The organism is Streptomyces sp. A1277 (genome assembly GCF_004795015.1).
Taxonomy (GTDB): domain Bacteria; phylum Actinomycetota; class Actinomycetes; order Streptomycetales; family Streptomycetaceae; genus Streptomyces.
This window is the reverse complement of the sequence record NZ_SSBI01000007.1, coordinates 1-13,908: the sequence shown is the minus strand read 5'-3', so window position 1 is coordinate 13,908 and position 13,908 is coordinate 1. Positions and strand designations below refer to the sequence as shown.

Here is a 13,908-nt window from a genome sequence, read left to right as displayed (position 1 = left end):
CGGACGGTCGCGGCCCGTGTGCGGCGGGGGCGTCCGGCTCCTACCGTGCAGTCATGATCCGGTTCGAGCAGGTCGGCAAGGTCTATCCGGACGGTACGGCCGCGGTCGACGGCCTGTCCTTCGAGGTCGCCGAGGGAGAACTGGTCACCCTGGTCGGACCCTCGGGCTGCGGCAAGACCACCACGATGATGATGGTGAACCGGCTGACCGAACCGACTTCGGGCCGCATCTTCGTGGACGGCGAGGACATCGCGCGGGTCGACCCGGTGAAGCTGCGCCGCCGCATCGGCTACGTCATCCAGCAGGTGGGGCTCTTCCCGCACCGCACGGTGCTCGACAACACGGCGACGGTGCCGGCGCTGGTGGGCTGGAAGCGGTCCAGGGCGCGGGAGCGCGCGGCCGAGCTGCTCGACCTGGTGGGCCTGGATCCGTCGACGTACGGTTCGCGCTACCCCGCCCAGCTCTCCGGCGGCCAGCGTCAGCGGGTCGGGGTGGCGCGGGCGCTGGCGGCGGACCCGCCGGTGCTGCTGATGGACGAACCGTTCGGGGCGGTGGACCCGGTGGTGCGCGAGCGGCTGCAGAACGAATTCCTCAACCTCCAGTCGAGGGTCAGGAAGACGGTCCTGATGGTCACCCACGACATCGAGGAGGCGGTGCGGATGGGCGACCGGATCGCGGTGTTCGGCCAGGGGCGCATCGAGCAGTTCGACACCCCGGGCGCGGTGCTCGGGGCCCCGGCGACGCCGTATGTGGCCGGGTTCGTCGGCGCGGACCGGGGGCTGAAGCGGCTGTCGGTCACCGCGATCGAGCCGGACGATCTGGAGGAGCCGCCGGTGGCCCGGCTGGACGAGCCGGCCGGGGCTGCGGCGGCCCGGCTGGGTGCGGCGGGCTCGCGGTGGGCGGTCGTGCTGAACGCCGAGGGCGAGCTGCACGGCTGGGTGTCGGCGGACGCGCTGCGGATTGCCGGGGACCAGGGCACGGTGGGTGAGCTGGCGCGCCGGATGGACGCGTGGGTGCCGGTCGGCGCCCCGCTGAAGCAGGCGTTCAGCGAGATGCTCCAGCACGACGCCGGGTGGATCGCGGTGCTGGACGGGGCGCGGTTCCTCGGGGTGCTGACTCCGGCGAAGCTCCACGAGGCCCTGCGGCGCTCGGTGGACGCGGACGCGCAGGGCGTGGGGCGCGACGAGGTGCCGTTCGATTCGGTTGCGGACGCCTGACCGGCGTCCCGGGCACCGGCGGGGGCTCATGCGCTCGCGGCGTAGCGCCAGAAGTCGCGCATCGGCTGCGGCGGGGTGGGGTGGGGTGGGGCCGGTCATCGCCATCTGGCTGAGCATGTTCGCGGCTGCGCCGGTGGCCGGGACGATGTGCGCCGTCTTGCCGGCGCCGCCGGTCCAGCCGTAGCGGGCACGTTCGACGGGGCGGTCCTCTCGACGTCCACCGAACCGCCGAAGCCCCAGCCCTGCCCCCCGGTGAACAGCCCGCCGGCCTCGCGCTGTGCGGGCGTCAGGTGGTCGGTCGTCATCTGCCGGACCGCCGCGGGTGTCAGGAGGCGGCGGCTGCCGGCCGCGCCCTCGCCGAGGAGCAGGCGGGCGAAGGCGTGCAGGTCGTCGACGGTGGACGTCGGAGCAGGTGTTGTACAGCCGTTGCCGGCCCGGCTGGTGCAGCAGCGGGATGAGGCGTCCACGCGCTGACCGTGCGCAACCAGGCCCACGATGCCCGGCACCGACCCGTCGCGGACATGCTCTTCCAGAACTGCACGCAGGCTGCTCATCGCTCCGCCTTCTGCGGTGGGTGTCGGCTCGATGACCCGTGCGGCGGTGCGAACTCATCGGTGGGCGCCGGGCGGTCTCGCGGTCTCACCCGTCCGTGCCGGGGATGAGGTGCTCGGATCTCAGGTACGTGCGGGCCACGTCCTCGGGGAGCCGCCGCCAGCTGTCCACCTGTTCGTCCAGCCGGGCCAGGTCCGCGGTGGTCAGTACGGTGTTGAGCTTGCCGAGCGCCTTGCGCACCCCTTCGCCGCCGGCGCGGGCCCGGTTGACGACGGGGACGAGGTAGTCGGCGTTCTGGAGGTGCTTGTCGTCGGCGAGCAGGACGAGCCCGAAGTCGTCCAGGGTGGCATCGGTGGTGGTGGTCAGGACCATCTGGTCCCGACCGCTCTGCACGGCCTGCTTGGCCTGGGTGGTGCCGACGCCCTTGGGGTCGACCGCGGTGATGTCGATCCCGTACGTCTTCTTCAGACCCGGCGCGCAGTAGGGGCGCTGGACGCACTCGTCACCGGCCGCGAGCCGTACGGGCAGGCCCGAGCGGCCCAGGTCGCTGAGCGTCTTCAGGTGGTGCTTCTCGGCGTAGGCGGCGGTGACGGCGAAGGCGTTCTGGTCGACGGCCTTGCCGGGGTCCAGGACGGTGAGGCCGCGGGGCGCGGCGAGGGCGCGCAGGGCCTTCATGGTCGCGGCCAGGTCCGGCGAGCCGACGGGGGCGGCGTCGGCCCCGTTCTTCTTGGCGTTCAGCCAGTCGGCGAAGGTGGCCGCGTACTCGGGGACGATGTCGATCTGGCCGTTCTCCAGGGCGGGTTCGTAGATCTCCCGGTTGGTGACGGAGATGATCTTCGTGGAGTATCCGGCGCGGCCGAGCAGCAGGGCGTACATCTGGGCCAGGAGGTCGCTCTCGGTGAAGCCCGCGGAGCCGATGGTCAGGTGCTTGCTGTCACCGGGCGGGGCGGTGACCTCGCCTTGGTTCTCCAGGGTGGGGCCGGTGGTGCAGGCGGTGGCCGCCAGCACCACGAGGGCGGCCAGCGTGCGTCCGGCCCTCACGCGGTGTCCCCCGCGCGCAGCCCGAGCCGGCGCGGCGCGAGCCGCTGCGCCGCCTCGAAGAGCCCCTCGACGAGCAGCGCGAACACGGCGACCAGGACGGCTCCGGCGACCACCTGGGCGGTGGAGGCGAGGTTGAAGCCCGCGGTGATGATGCGGCCCAGCCCCCCACCGCCCGCCAGGGCCGCGATGGTGGCCGTGGCGACGAGCTGGACGGCCGCGATGCGCACACCGGTGAGGATGAGCGGCAGGGCGAGCGGCATTTCGACCTGGAGGAGCAGTTGGCGGCCCGTCATGCCCATGCCCCGGGCGGCGCGGACGACGTCCTGGTCGACCTCGCGCATGCCGACGTAGGCGTTGGTGAGGAGCGGGGGTACGGCGAACAGGACGAGCGCCACGATGGTCGGGCCCTCGCCCCAGCGGCCGACCGGGGTGAGCAGGAGCAGCACCAGGACGGCGAAGGTGGGGACGGCCCGTCCGATGTTGGAGAGGTTGACGGCGAGCGCGCCGCCCTTGCCGAGGTGGCCGAGGACCAGCGCGACGGGCAGCGCGATGAGGCAACTGACCAGCAGGCAGACGGCGGTGAGGTAGAGGTGCTGGCCGAGCCGGGCCCCGATGCCGTCCTGGCCGTGCCAGTGCGCGGAGGTCGTCAGCCAGGACCAGGCGTCCAGGAGGGTGTTCACGACCGCCTCCTGGTCCACGGGGTCAGCAGGCGTTGCAGCAGCAGGAGGAGCAGGTCGGCGGCGACGGCGATGACGACGCACAGGACGGAGGCGGTGAGCACCTGGGCCTTGAAGTAGGTGTTCATGCCGGAGTAGATGAGGTTGCCGAGCCCCCCGTAGCCGACGATCGCGCCGATGGTGACCAGGGACACCGCGGAGACGGTGGCGATGCGCAGGCCGGCCATGGCGGCGGGCAGGGCGAGCGGGAGTTCCACGGCCAGGAGCAGCCGTACGGGCCCGTACCCCATGCCGCGTGCCGCCTGCCGGGTCTCCTCGGGGACGGCGCGCAGTCCGGCGAGGACGTTGCGGACGAGCAGGGTCAGCGAGTAGAGGACGAGGCCGGCGACGACGAGCGAGGCGGACAGCCCGTACACCGGCAGCAGCAGGGAGAACATGGCGAGCGACGGAATGGTGTAGAGGATCGTCGTCACACCGAGCACGGGCCCGGCCGCCCAGTGCCGGCGGCGGGCGGCGAGGGCGAGCGGGAGTGCCAGGACGAGGCCGATGAGCACGGCCACCGCGGTGAGCTGCACGTGTTGCAGGACGGCGTCCCAGAGGATGTGCCGACGGGAGCTCAGGTAGGCGCCGCAGATCCACTCGTTGCGCGCGAGGCAGTCGTCGGGGGGCGCGGTCACCCGTCCATTGCAGCCCGCCCACCGCCCGTGCGCGCGTCCTGATCGCCTGTTCGGGGCGCGCGCACGGGCGGCGGGTCAGGAGGCGGTGGCCGCCTCCATGAGGATCTCGGTCAGTTCGCCGGGCCGCGAGTACATCGGCCAGTGGCCGGTGTCCGTCGTGACCAGCTCCCACCGCTCGCCGGCCAGCAGCCGGGCCGCGTCCTCGCTCGGCTCCGGGCCGTCCAGGAGGCACTTGACGTACGTCGCGGGCAGCTCGCCCAGCGGACGGTCCAGCACGGCGGGGTCGCCGAGCGAGGCGCCCGGATGCGGCGTCGCGCCGTGCAGGAGCCGTGCGATCTGTCCGGGGTCGAGCCCCTGGCCCTCGAAGTCGGCGGCGGCCGGCAGGGCCCAGAGGCCGCCGTTCCCGTCGAGCTGGGCCTGGAGCGCGGCCGGCCCCTGCCACCAGGTGGAGACGAACGACTCGCCGTCGGCCGGGACACTGGCGTCCACGAAGACGACACGGGCCAGCCGGTCACCGATGCGCTCGGCCGCCTGGCCGACCGGGATGCCCGAGTAGCTGTGCCCGACGAGGACGACGTCACGCAGGTCCAGGCGCTCCACCTCACCGACGACGTCCGCCACATGGGTCTGCCGGCCCACCGGCCGCCCCTTCTTGTCGCCGAGCCCGGACAGGGTCACCGGGTGGGCGCCGTGGCCCGCCGCACGCAGCCCGGGCACCACGTCGTCCCACGCTGACGCGTCCAGCCAGGCACCCGCCACCAGTACGAATGAAGTCATGCGGGGACACTAGACGACGGGCCTGACAACGCCGCCGGACGCCGGCTCCTCCCCGGCCGCCGCGCGGCGGTCCAGGATCTCCAGGACCCGCCGCCCCCACCGTAGGTTCTCCTCCTCGAAGGACCGGCCGCGCATCAGGGTGAGGTAGGGGCCGACGCGGTCGGTCTCCGCGAGGAAGGCGTCCTCGTCGCGGCCGGCCAGCAGGCGTTGGCGCAGCCGTTCGTAGCGGGCGAGCTTGGCGCGCGCCCACTCCATGCGCTCTTCGACCGACGCGCGTACCGCGTCCCGGTCTCCGATGTCCACGGCCTGGGTCATCACCAGGAGTTCGTCCCGGACCGCCGTGGGGCGGGGCGCTTCGGCGGTGAACGCGCCGAGCGCGTCGCGGCCGGCTCGCGTCAGGGTGAACACGCGCTTGTTCGGCCGGCGCTGCTGCTCCACCACGCGGGCCGCGATGAGGCCGCCCTCCGCCAGCCGGTCCAGTTCGCGGTAGAGCTGCTGCGGCGTGGCGGACCAGAAGTCGGCCACGGAGACGTCGAAGACCTTGGCCAGGTCGTATCCGGACGCCTCGCCTTCGAGCAGGGCCGCCAGGACCGCGTACTTGAGTGACATCTGGACACGCTAACACCATGTGATTAATCTCGTTCGCACCTATTAAACAAGTTGACTATGGAGTCCGGGATGCTTCCTTTCCGCAAGGCTGTCGAGGCACACGATCTGTCGGCGGCCGAGGCCACGCTGGCCGACGACGTCGTCTTCACCAGTCCGGTGGCGTTCAAGCCCTACGCGGGGAAGCCGGTCACCGCCGCGATCCTGCGCGCCGTCTCCGAGGTGTTCAGCGACTTCCGGTACGTACGGGAGATGGCGAGCGCGGACGGACGCGACCACGCGCTCGTCTTCACGGCGAAGGTCGGCGACCGGGAGATCACCGGCTGCGACTTCCTCCACCTCAACGAGGCGGGCCTGATCGACGACCTCATGGTGATGGTCCGGCCCCTGTCGGCCGCACAGGCGCTGGCCGAGGAGATGGGAGCGCGGTTCGAGCGCATCAGCCGCGAAGCCGCGGCGGGCTGACCCACCGGGGCTCGCCGGGAAGCGCGGCTCGGCGGCGTACATCGCGATGTCGTGCGTGAGGTGCGGGCGTATTGTCCGTTTATGGACAATGTCGGGCCTGCCATGCACTCCGCGGAGGATCGCCTGGACGCGGCGGTGGCACGCGCCGTGCGCGAGACGGGGGCCACGGTGGCCATGCTGTACCTGCTGCCGCCCGGGAGCTCCACCCTTCGGCTGGCCGTGCTCGCCGGGGTGCCGCCGGAGCTCGCCGACCCCTGGCTGCGGGTGCCGCTGTCCGCTCCCATGCCGGTGTCCGACGCGGTGAAGGACCGGCATCTGGTGTGGCTGGGCAGCCAGGAGGAGCTGGCCCGGCGCTATCCGCGTCTCGCACTCGTCCTTCCGTACCGCTTCGCGCTGGCGGCCGCGCCCGTCCTCACGGGAACCACGGCTCCCGGCGGTCTCGTGCTGCTGTGGCCCGGCTCGCACCCGCCGCAGCTGACGCCGCAGGAGCGCGCGGCGGTCCCCGACTGCTGCGGTGACGCCGCCCGGGTGCTGCACGAGGCGCGGGAAGCGGGCCACCCGGTGACGGCCGGGGTCGGGCCCCGGGTGCTGCCGCCGGTCACCGCCCCGCCGCCCACCCCCGCCGACGCGGTCGCCGCGGCCGACTTCGTCGCACGGCTGCCGGGCGGCTGCTGCACCCTGGACACGCACGGCCGGATCACCTACCTCACGGACGCCGGCGCCGCCCTGGTCGGCGGACGGGCCAAGGACCTGGTGGGGACGCTGCCCTGGGTGTCGCTGCGCTGGCTCGCCGATCCGCACTTCGAGGACCGGTACCGGGGGGCCATGATCAGCCGGGAGCCGATGTCCTTCACGGCTCTGCGGCCGCCGGACCAGTGGCTCTCCTTCCGCCTCTACCCCGACGCCTCCGGCATCAGCGTCTACATCACCCCCGTCAGCGCACCGAACGCCCCGGCACCGCCCACGGCCACGGGCGGTGCCGCCTCGCCGAGCGCCCCGGGCCGGGCGGTCGCGCTCTACCACCTGATGCACCTGGCGGCGACGCTCACCGAGGCCGTCGGGATCCGGGACGTGGTCGAGCTGGTCTCCGAACAGATCGTGCCCGCCCTCCGCATCCAGGCGCTCGCCGTGATGACGGCGGCGGAGGGGCGGCTGCGGAGCGAGGGGCACCGCGGTTTCAGCGCCGGGCTGATGGAGTGCTTCGAAGGCGCACCCCTGACCTCGCACGCTCCTGTCGCGCACGTCCTGGCCACCGGGGTGCCCGCCTTCTACCGCACCTTCGACGAGTTCCGGCGCGCGTTCGAGCCCGCCACGCTCCAGCAGGGCCTGGCCGCGTGGGCGTTCCTGCCGCTGCTCGCCTCCGGACGCGCGGTCGGCACGCTGGTGCTCGGTTACGAACGCACACGCCCCTTCGAACCGGAGGAGCGCGCCCTCCTCACCTCGATCGCCGGGCTCATCGCGCAGGCCCTGGACCGGGCCCGCCTGTACGACACCAAGGAGCAGCTGGCCCACAGCCTCCAGGCCCATCTGCTCCCGCACACCCTCCCCCGGATCGACGGCCTGGACGTGGCCGCCCGCTATCTGCCGGCCACCCGCGGCATGGGCATCGGCGGCGACTTCTACGACGTGATCCGGCTGGACGCCACCACCGCCGCCGCGGCCATCGGTGACGTGCAGGGCCACAACGTGAAGGCCGCGGCGCTGATGGGCCAGGTCCGTACGGCGGTGCACGCCTCGGCGGGGGCGCCACCCGCCGAGGTCCTGGAGCGCACCAACCGACTGCTCACCGATCTCGACCCCGGCCTCTTCACCAGCTGCCTCTACGTCCACCTGGATCTGGCCGGTCACCGCGCCCTGCTGGCCACGGCCGGTCATCCGCCGCCGCTCCTGCGTCATCCGGGCGGGCACACCGAGGTGCTGCGGCTGCCGCCCGGGCTGCTGCTCGGCATCGACCGGGCGGCGCGCTACCCGACGACCGAGATCCCGCTGCCGCCCGGCGCCGCCCTCGCGCTGTACACCGACGGTCTGGTGGAGGTGCCCGGCACCGATCTCGACGAGTCGACGGCGGCGCTCGCCGGCCAGTTCACCCGGGGCGCCGGCCGGTCCATGGACGCCCTGGCCGACAGCCTCGTCCGGTACGCGGAACACACCACGCCGGGCAGCGACGACATCGCCCTCCTTCTCATCGAGGCGCTGGAGAACGGGGACGGCTGATCCGAACGCCCTGGCGGGGAGGGAGCTCATACGGGGAGCAGCGGGGACGCCGGGTTGCGGGCCTCCCGTGAGTGGCCTTGACTGGAACGAAGTGGGTGATTTCCTTCCTCCCTCCCCCGTCTGGGGGTGCATCCCGTGCAGTTCGCCGACCGCTCCGACGCGGGCCAGCGGCTCGCCGCGGCTCTCGGCCCCCTCGCGCAGAGCGACCCCGTCGTGCTGGGTCTGCCACGCGGGGGCGTTCCGGTGGCCTTCCGCGTCGCCCAGGAGCTCGGCGCCCCCCTCGATGTGATCGTGGTGCGCAAGCTCGGTGTCCCCCGCCGTCCGGAGCTGGGCTTCGGCGCCATCGGGGAGGGCGGGGTACGGATCATCAGCGACGACATCGTGCGCCGGGCCGGGGTCTTCGAGGCCGCCATCGCCTCCGTCCAGCAGGCCGAGGAGGCCGAACTGTCGCGCCGGGCAAGGGCGTTCCGGGGCGACCGGCCGCGCATCCCGCTCCAAGGCCGCACGGTGATCCTCGTGGACGACGGCATCGCGACCGGTGCGACGGCCCTCGCCGCGTGCGCGGTGGCCCGCGCCCAGGGTGCGGCCCATGTGGTGCTGGCCGTGCCGGTCGCACCGCCCTCCGCCGCCGCCCGGCTGCGGGAGGAGGCGGACGAGCTGGTGTGCCTGTCGGCGCCGGCCGGGTTCTCCGCGGTCGGCGAGTGGTACCGGGACTTCGACCAGACCCCGGACGAAGAGGTCGTGTCGCTGCTGGAGAGGGCGGCGCGGCAGTCCGGGTCCCTGGCGTCCAGCGATGTGCTGGTGGAGGCGGGCGGGGTGGCCCTGCCCGGCAGCCTCACCCGGCCCGGTGACACCGGGGCGCTCGTGATGTTCGCGCACGGGTCCGGCAGCAGCAGGCACAGCCCGCGCAACCGGTCCGTCGCGGCGGCCCTGAACCGGGCCGGCCTCGGCACGCTGCTGTTCGACCTGCTCACCCCCGACGAGGAGGCCGAGGGCTCCCACGTCTTCGACATCTCGACGCTCGCCGGGCGGCTCGTGGACGCCACCGCCTGGCTGCGGCTCCAGGTCCCCGGCCCGCTCGGCGTGTTCGGGGCGAGCACCGGAGCCGCCGCGGCCCTCCAGGCGGCGGCCGTCGTCGGGGCTGAGCCCGGCACGGGGATCGGTGCGGTCGTCTCGCGCGGCGGCCGGCCCGACCTCGCGGGCGCCCGCCTCGGTGAGGTGCGCTCCCCGACCCTGCTCCTCGTGGGCGGCCGGGACACCGAAGTGCTCGAACTCAACCGCCGGGCCCAGGCGGAGCTGCACTGCGAGAGCCGGCTCGACGTCGTCCCCGGCGCCACCCACCTCTTCGAGGAACCGGGCACCCTGGACGAGGTCGCCGAACGGGCCCGCGACTGGTTCATCGGCCACCTGGCGAACGGGACAGCCTGAAGAGAAGAAGCCCGCCGCCGGGTCCGCGCCCTTTCGAACCGCGAAGCAACCCTGTCCCCGGATATGCCGTCTTGATCCACAGCAAGGCGGCACGCCGCACACGACGACCCTCGCCCCTCCCCCCATGAGTACGCGGGCCAGAGCACCGGACAACTATACTCCCTGCGTATACATGCAAGGTATAGTTGCGCCGGGCCGGTCCGCTCACGCGCGAAAGGCTCCCATGCACAGCAAGGCACTGGCGCCCGAATACCAAGGCGCCCTCACCAAGATGTCCGTGAACGCCTCCCTCACGGACGTCCTGGCCGAGGGGATACGCCACATGGAAGCGGCCGAACGCTCGGGCTCCGCACAGGAATCGGCCCGGGCAGGGCTCGCCGTGGCCGAGGCGCACCGCCGGCTCGGCAACGTGGCGGACGCGGACCTCGCGTGGAAGGCCAGTTACCGCGCCGCCCGGTCTGCGGACGACGCCGGGGCGATGGCCTGGGCGCTGTGGAGCGGCGGGACGCTCGCCCGCCAGCGCGGCCGGCTCCGCCTGGCCTTCCGCCTGTTGGGCCTGGCGGCGGACATGGGCAAGAGGGGCGATGACGTGGTCGCCCGCGGCTACTCGCTCGCCGGCCTCGCGGAGACCGGGCGCATCCAGGGCGACTACCGGACCGTCGCGGCACTGCACGAGCAACTGCTCGCCGAGGCCCGCGCACGCGGCGAGGCCCGCCACACCGTCTGGGCCCTGGAGGGCATCGCGCAGATCCACCGCAACACCGGCTCGTTCGACACCGCCCTGGCGATGTTCGAGGAGGCGGCGCAGCTGGCCGGGGACGCCGACGACCGGCGGGGCCGGGCCTGGGCGCTGCGCGGCATGGCCGACATCGTCTCCGCACGCGACAAGGACGCGGACCGGGCACTGACGCTGCTCTCGGAGGCCGAGGTGACGTGCCGCGAGATGAAGTTGTCCAGTGCCCTGGCCTACAACCACAAGATGCGCGCCAATGTGCTCTACCGCGCCGGACGCTACGAGGAGGCCAGGCAGGTCTACGAGGGCGCGCTGGAGGAGTTCCGTGCGATGACGGAGCCCCGGGGCGAGGCGCTGTCCCGGCTCGGCCTGGTGAAGTCGCTGGCCCGGCTCGGGCGTGACGCCGGGGAGACGGCCGCAGATCTGGACGCGTTGCGCGCCACGCTGGACGGGATCGGTCTGCTCAACGCACGGGACATGGTGGACCAGGCGTACAGGGAGCTGGGCGTGGCACCGGCCGGTGACGCGGTGCAGGGTGCGGGCGGACGCCGATGACGCCTCCCGTGACCTCGGCGGCCACCGCGCCGCAGATACTGGCCCGCTGCCGCGGCGTGGTCCGGCCCGCGCTGTGCCGGGCGGTGCGACAGCTGCACCCGTGGCACGGCGAGATCACCGCGTTCTCGCTCGGCTGGGACGGGATCGACGGCGGGGACGTGCCCGGTGCGCAGGGCAAGGGCCTCCGCCAGGCGCTGGCCGTGCTCGGCGCTCAGGCGGTCGGGGCGAGGGCGCGGAGCGCGGTCGCCGGAGCGGTCGCCGTCGAGCTGATCCACACCTTCTCCCTCCTGCACGACGACATCATGGACGGCGACGAGACGCGCAGACGGCGCGCCACCGCCTGGAAGGCGTACGGAACCGGGCCGGCCCTCCTCGCCGGGGACGCGCTGTTCGCGCAGGCCGTGCAGACGCTGGCCGACGCACCCGGCAGCCACTGCGTGCCGGCGGTCCGGCTGCTCGCCGCGACCCTCACCGATTTGGTGCGCGGCCAGGCCGACGACCTGCTCTTCGAGTCGCGGCCCTGGACCGGTCCGGACGCCGTGCAGCCGTCCGAATACCGGCTGATGGCCGAGCACAAGACCGGTGCGCTGCTGGGCTGCGCCGCCGGTCTGGGCGGGCTGCTCGGCGGCGCCGGGCGCACGGAGGCCGACGCCCTCACGGCCGCGGGGCGCCACCTCGGGGTGGCGTTCCAGGCGGCCGACGACGTGCTGGGCATCTGGGGCGACCCCGCGGTCACGGGCAAGCCGGTGCACAGCGACCTCAGGCGCGGCAAGAAGACGTACCCGGTGCTCGCGGCGCTGGCCGCCGGCGGGCCCGCCTCGACGGAGCTGGGGGCGCTGCTGCGCGGCGGTCCGCTGGACGACGGGGCCGTCGGACGGGCGGCCGGTCTGATCGAGGAGGCGGGCGGGCGCACGGCCGCCACGGCGGAGGCCCACCGCCACCTGGAGAGCGCGCGGGCCTGCCTGCAGAGCGTCACGCTGGCGCCGGAGGCCCTGGAGGAGATGCTGACGCTCCTCCCGTACGTGGTCGAACGCGCCGGGTGAGGCGCCGCGCGGTGGGCGGGGCGGGGCGGCCCCGCCCACCGGCGGTCAGGAGTGCATCGACGCGCCCTTGAGGATCTTGTCCACGGCGTTGCGGGGGCCGTACACGGCCAGGCCCACCAGGTCCATTCCGTCCCGGCGCACCGCACGCACCGCGGCCCGGTTGCCTCGGTCGTTGCCCGTGGCGAAGAGGTCCGAGGTGAACACCGACAGCGGCACGCCCCGGCCCGCGGCCCGGGTGTGGGCGGTCGTCAGCATCTCCTTCGGCCCCTCGAAGACCATCACCGGCTGACGGAACATGGGCAGGTACGGGGTTTCGTCGGCGTCGGCGTAGGGCTCGCCGATCACCTCGGGGACAGCGGTGCCGAGGCCACTGACCAGGAAGGCCGTGACGTTCAGCCGCTGCCAGGTCTCCAGGTCGTCCCGGAGCAGTACGGCGATCTTGGTGTCGAAGCGGACGGGGGCAGGGGCGGTGGTCTCAGCTGTCATGCCCCGAGCCTGCCGAACCGCCCGGCGCCCGGTCTTGTACGAACTTTGCGCGTCGGTGCGCGGGTGCGCCCGGCGTACGATCGGCCCATGGCCGCCCGTCCGGAGATCACCGCTTGGTGCCCCCCCGTGGAGGGCATCGCCGAGGTCTTCCACGCGCACTTCACCGACCACACCTACCCCATGCACACACACGACGCGTGGACGCTGCTCCTGGTGGACGAGGGCATGGTGCGCTACGACCTGGACCGCCACGAGCACGGCGTACTCACCCATACGGTGACGCTGCTGCCGCCGCACGTCCCGCACAACGGCGGCGCGGCCACGCCGGAGGGCTTTCGCAAACGCGTCCTGTACCTCGACGTGCCGCAGGTGGACGAGCGGCTGATCGGCCGGGCGGTGGTCCGGCCCGTCCTCCACGATCCGGGGCTGCGCAACCGCATCGACAGCCTCCACCGCGCCCTCGCGGGCCCCGGTGACGAACTGGAGGCGGCGAGCCGGCTCGCCCTGGTCTCGGAGCGCCTGGAACAGCACCTGCGCGACCGCCTCGACCCCGTCCCCTTCGTCCACGACCGCAAGGTCGCGCACCGGCTGCGGGATCTGCTGGACGAGAAGTACGTCGAGGGCATCACGCTCCAGGAGGCGGCCACCCGGCTGCACGCCCATCACGCGCATCTGGTGCGGGCCTTCAGCCGTGAGTTCGGCATGGCACCGCACCAGTACGTGACGGGCCGGCGGGTCGACCTCGCCCGCCGGCTGCTGCTGCGCGGAGTCCCCGCGTCGGCCGTGGCGGCCTCGGCGGGCTTCTACGACCAGTCCCATCTGACGCGCCATTTCAAGCGCGTCGTGGGCACGGGCCCGGGGCACTACGCCCGTACCCGCGGGGCGTGAGCGCGCGTCCTAGCGCCGCTCCAGCACACCTCGTACGAAGGCGGCCTGGCCTGCGTGCTGGAGGTCGTCCGACAGCACGCTCATCAGCCGTACCCCCAGGGTGACCGGGGGCGACCACGCCTCGTCCACGACCCGGTCCAGCGCGTGCCCGTCGAGGTCCCCGACGAAGGCGAGCGTGTGGTCGTGGACGGCGTCGTAGTAGCCGAGGAGCAGGTCCGCCGAGCCCACCCGCACGGCCCCGACCTGCTCGCTGCTCTGCCCGTAGCCGGTGGCATCGGCGGGGAGGGGCAGATCGAAACGGCCGGCCCAGTCCTGGGCGGACCAGATCTGCTCGGTGCCGGCCGCGTCCGCGATGTGGTCGTCCTGGACGCGGGTCAGGTGCCACACCAGCCAGGCGATCGAGTTGGCGCCGTCGTCCAGCCGGGCGTGGAGGTCGTCGGGCCGGAGCCCTTCGACGGCCGCGTGCACGGCCTCCTGGATGCGGGAGTATCCATCCGTCAAAATGTCAGCGACGTTCATGCCTTCACCATGGCCGCTCGCCTGCGCCCG

14 protein-coding genes and 1 pseudogene are annotated in these 13,908 nt (G+C 73.4%); 7 read left to right on the top strand and 8 right to left on the bottom strand.

What is annotated here, in order from left to right; all coding sequences use genetic code 11:
• The first annotated feature begins 53 nt into the window (after positions 1-53).
• Positions 54-1,217: a betaine/proline/choline family ABC transporter ATP-binding protein gene (locus E6R18_RS06755; RefSeq protein WP_136315933.1), complete on the top strand. Its 1,164-nt coding sequence runs from the start codon at positions 54-56 to the stop codon at positions 1,215-1,217.
• 26 nt (positions 1,218-1,243) lie between these two features.
• On the opposite strand, the pseudogene E6R18_RS06750 reads toward E6R18_RS06755, so the two are convergent.
• The 6 genes and pseudogenes from E6R18_RS06750 to E6R18_RS06720 form a co-directional block, all read right to left on the bottom strand.
• A pseudogene (locus E6R18_RS06750) lies at positions 1,244-1,618 on the bottom strand (serine hydrolase); the annotation flags it as partial.
• Between the two features lie 238 nt (positions 1,619-1,856).
• Positions 1,857-2,810 carry an ABC transporter substrate-binding protein gene (locus tag E6R18_RS06745; protein WP_136315932.1) on the bottom strand — a complete coding sequence of 318 codons (954 nt, stop codon included), beginning with the start codon at positions 2,808-2,810 and terminating at the stop codon, positions 1,857-1,859.
• On the bottom strand, positions 2,807-3,490 hold the full coding sequence (locus tag E6R18_RS06740) for an ABC transporter permease (RefSeq protein ID WP_136315931.1): 684 nt from the start codon (positions 3,488-3,490) through the stop codon (positions 2,807-2,809). Before E6R18_RS06740 ends, E6R18_RS06745 begins: the two co-directional genes overlap by 4 nt.
• Complete coding sequence (locus E6R18_RS06735; RefSeq protein WP_136315930.1) at positions 3,487-4,164, bottom strand: ABC transporter permease; 678 nt, start codon at positions 4,162-4,164, stop codon at positions 3,487-3,489. The genes E6R18_RS06740 and E6R18_RS06735 overlap by 4 nt, the downstream gene beginning before the upstream one ends.
• Positions 4,165-4,239: 75 nt before the next feature.
• Positions 4,240-4,941, bottom strand: coding sequence for an alpha/beta hydrolase (locus tag E6R18_RS06725; protein WP_136315929.1), 702 nt, complete (start codon positions 4,939-4,941; stop codon positions 4,240-4,242).
• 9 nt (positions 4,942-4,950) lie between these two features.
• A complete protein-coding gene (locus tag E6R18_RS06720; RefSeq protein ID WP_136315928.1) occupies positions 4,951-5,550 on the bottom strand; it encodes a PadR family transcriptional regulator in 600 nt (199 codons plus the stop codon).
• A gap of 69 nt (positions 5,551-5,619) precedes the next feature.
• On the opposite strand from E6R18_RS06720, the gene E6R18_RS06715 reads away from it, so the two are divergent.
• From E6R18_RS06715 to E6R18_RS06695, 5 genes are all read left to right on the top strand, one after another.
• On the top strand, positions 5,620-6,012 hold the full coding sequence (locus E6R18_RS06715; protein ID WP_136315927.1) for a nuclear transport factor 2 family protein: 393 nt from the start codon (positions 5,620-5,622) through the stop codon (positions 6,010-6,012).
• 81 nt (positions 6,013-6,093) lie between these two features.
• Entirely contained in the window at positions 6,094-8,226 is a 2,133-nt protein-coding gene (locus E6R18_RS06710; RefSeq protein ID WP_136315926.1) for a GAF domain-containing SpoIIE family protein phosphatase, read from the top strand.
• A 135-nt stretch (positions 8,227-8,361) separates the two neighbouring features.
• The gene (locus E6R18_RS06705; RefSeq protein ID WP_136315925.1) at positions 8,362-9,654 is read left to right on the top strand and encodes a phosphoribosyltransferase; all 1,293 of its coding nucleotides are present in this window, start codon (positions 8,362-8,364) and stop codon (positions 9,652-9,654) included.
• A gap of 223 nt (positions 9,655-9,877) precedes the next feature.
• Positions 9,878-10,942 (top strand): tetratricopeptide repeat protein, encoded by a 1,065-nt coding sequence (locus E6R18_RS06700; RefSeq protein WP_136315924.1) that lies wholly within the window; start codon positions 9,878-9,880, stop codon positions 10,940-10,942.
• A complete protein-coding gene (locus E6R18_RS06695) occupies positions 10,939-11,985 on the top strand; it encodes a polyprenyl synthetase family protein (protein ID WP_136315923.1) in 1,047 nt (348 codons plus the stop codon). Before E6R18_RS06700 ends, E6R18_RS06695 begins: the two co-directional genes overlap by 4 nt.
• A 45-nt stretch (positions 11,986-12,030) precedes the next feature.
• On the opposite strand, the gene E6R18_RS06690 is transcribed toward E6R18_RS06695, so the two are convergent.
• The gene (locus tag E6R18_RS06690) at positions 12,031-12,471 is read right to left on the bottom strand and encodes a DUF2000 domain-containing protein (RefSeq protein ID WP_136315922.1); all 441 of its coding nucleotides are present in this window, start codon (positions 12,469-12,471) and stop codon (positions 12,031-12,033) included.
• 87 nt (positions 12,472-12,558) lie between these two features.
• On the opposite strand from E6R18_RS06690, the gene E6R18_RS06685 reads away from it, so the two are divergent.
• Complete coding sequence (locus E6R18_RS06685) at positions 12,559-13,359, top strand: AraC family transcriptional regulator (RefSeq protein ID WP_136315921.1); 801 nt, start codon at positions 12,559-12,561, stop codon at positions 13,357-13,359.
• Positions 13,360-13,368: 9 nt separating this feature from the next.
• Here the strand turns inward: E6R18_RS06685 and E6R18_RS06680 are convergent, their stop codons facing one another.
• Positions 13,369-13,878 carry a DUF664 domain-containing protein gene (locus E6R18_RS06680; RefSeq protein WP_136315920.1) on the bottom strand — a complete coding sequence of 170 codons (510 nt, stop codon included), beginning with the start codon at positions 13,876-13,878 and terminating at the stop codon, positions 13,369-13,371.
• Positions 13,879-13,908: the final 30 nt, after the last annotated feature.

Bases quoted from the DNA above. Each gene is read 5' to 3' on its own strand.
- E6R18_RS06700 (WP_136315924.1), top strand. From the start codon at position 9,878: ATGCACAGCAAGGCACTGGCGCCCGAATACCAAGGCGCCCTCACCAAG.
- E6R18_RS06720 (WP_136315928.1), bottom strand. From the start codon at position 5,550: ATGTCACTCAAGTACGCGGTCCTGGCGGCCCTGCTCGAAGGCGAGGCG.
- E6R18_RS06710 (WP_136315926.1), top strand. From the start codon at position 6,094: ATGGACAATGTCGGGCCTGCCATGCACTCCGCGGAGGATCGCCTGGAC.
- E6R18_RS06725 (WP_136315929.1), bottom strand. From the start codon at position 4,941: ATGACTTCATTCGTACTGGTGGCGGGTGCCTGGCTGGACGCGTCAGCG.
- E6R18_RS06685 (WP_136315921.1), top strand. From the start codon at position 12,559: ATGGCCGCCCGTCCGGAGATCACCGCTTGGTGCCCCCCCGTGGAGGGC.
- E6R18_RS06755 (WP_136315933.1), top strand. From the start codon at position 54: ATGATCCGGTTCGAGCAGGTCGGCAAGGTCTATCCGGACGGTACGGCC.
- E6R18_RS06680 (WP_136315920.1), bottom strand. From the start codon at position 13,878: ATGAACGTCGCTGACATTTTGACGGATGGATACTCCCGCATCCAGGAG.
- E6R18_RS06695 (WP_136315923.1), top strand. From the start codon at position 10,939: ATGACGCCTCCCGTGACCTCGGCGGCCACCGCGCCGCAGATACTGGCC.
- E6R18_RS06715 (WP_136315927.1), top strand. From the start codon at position 5,620: ATGCTTCCTTTCCGCAAGGCTGTCGAGGCACACGATCTGTCGGCGGCC.
- E6R18_RS06690 (WP_136315922.1), bottom strand. From the start codon at position 12,471: ATGACAGCTGAGACCACCGCCCCTGCCCCCGTCCGCTTCGACACCAAG.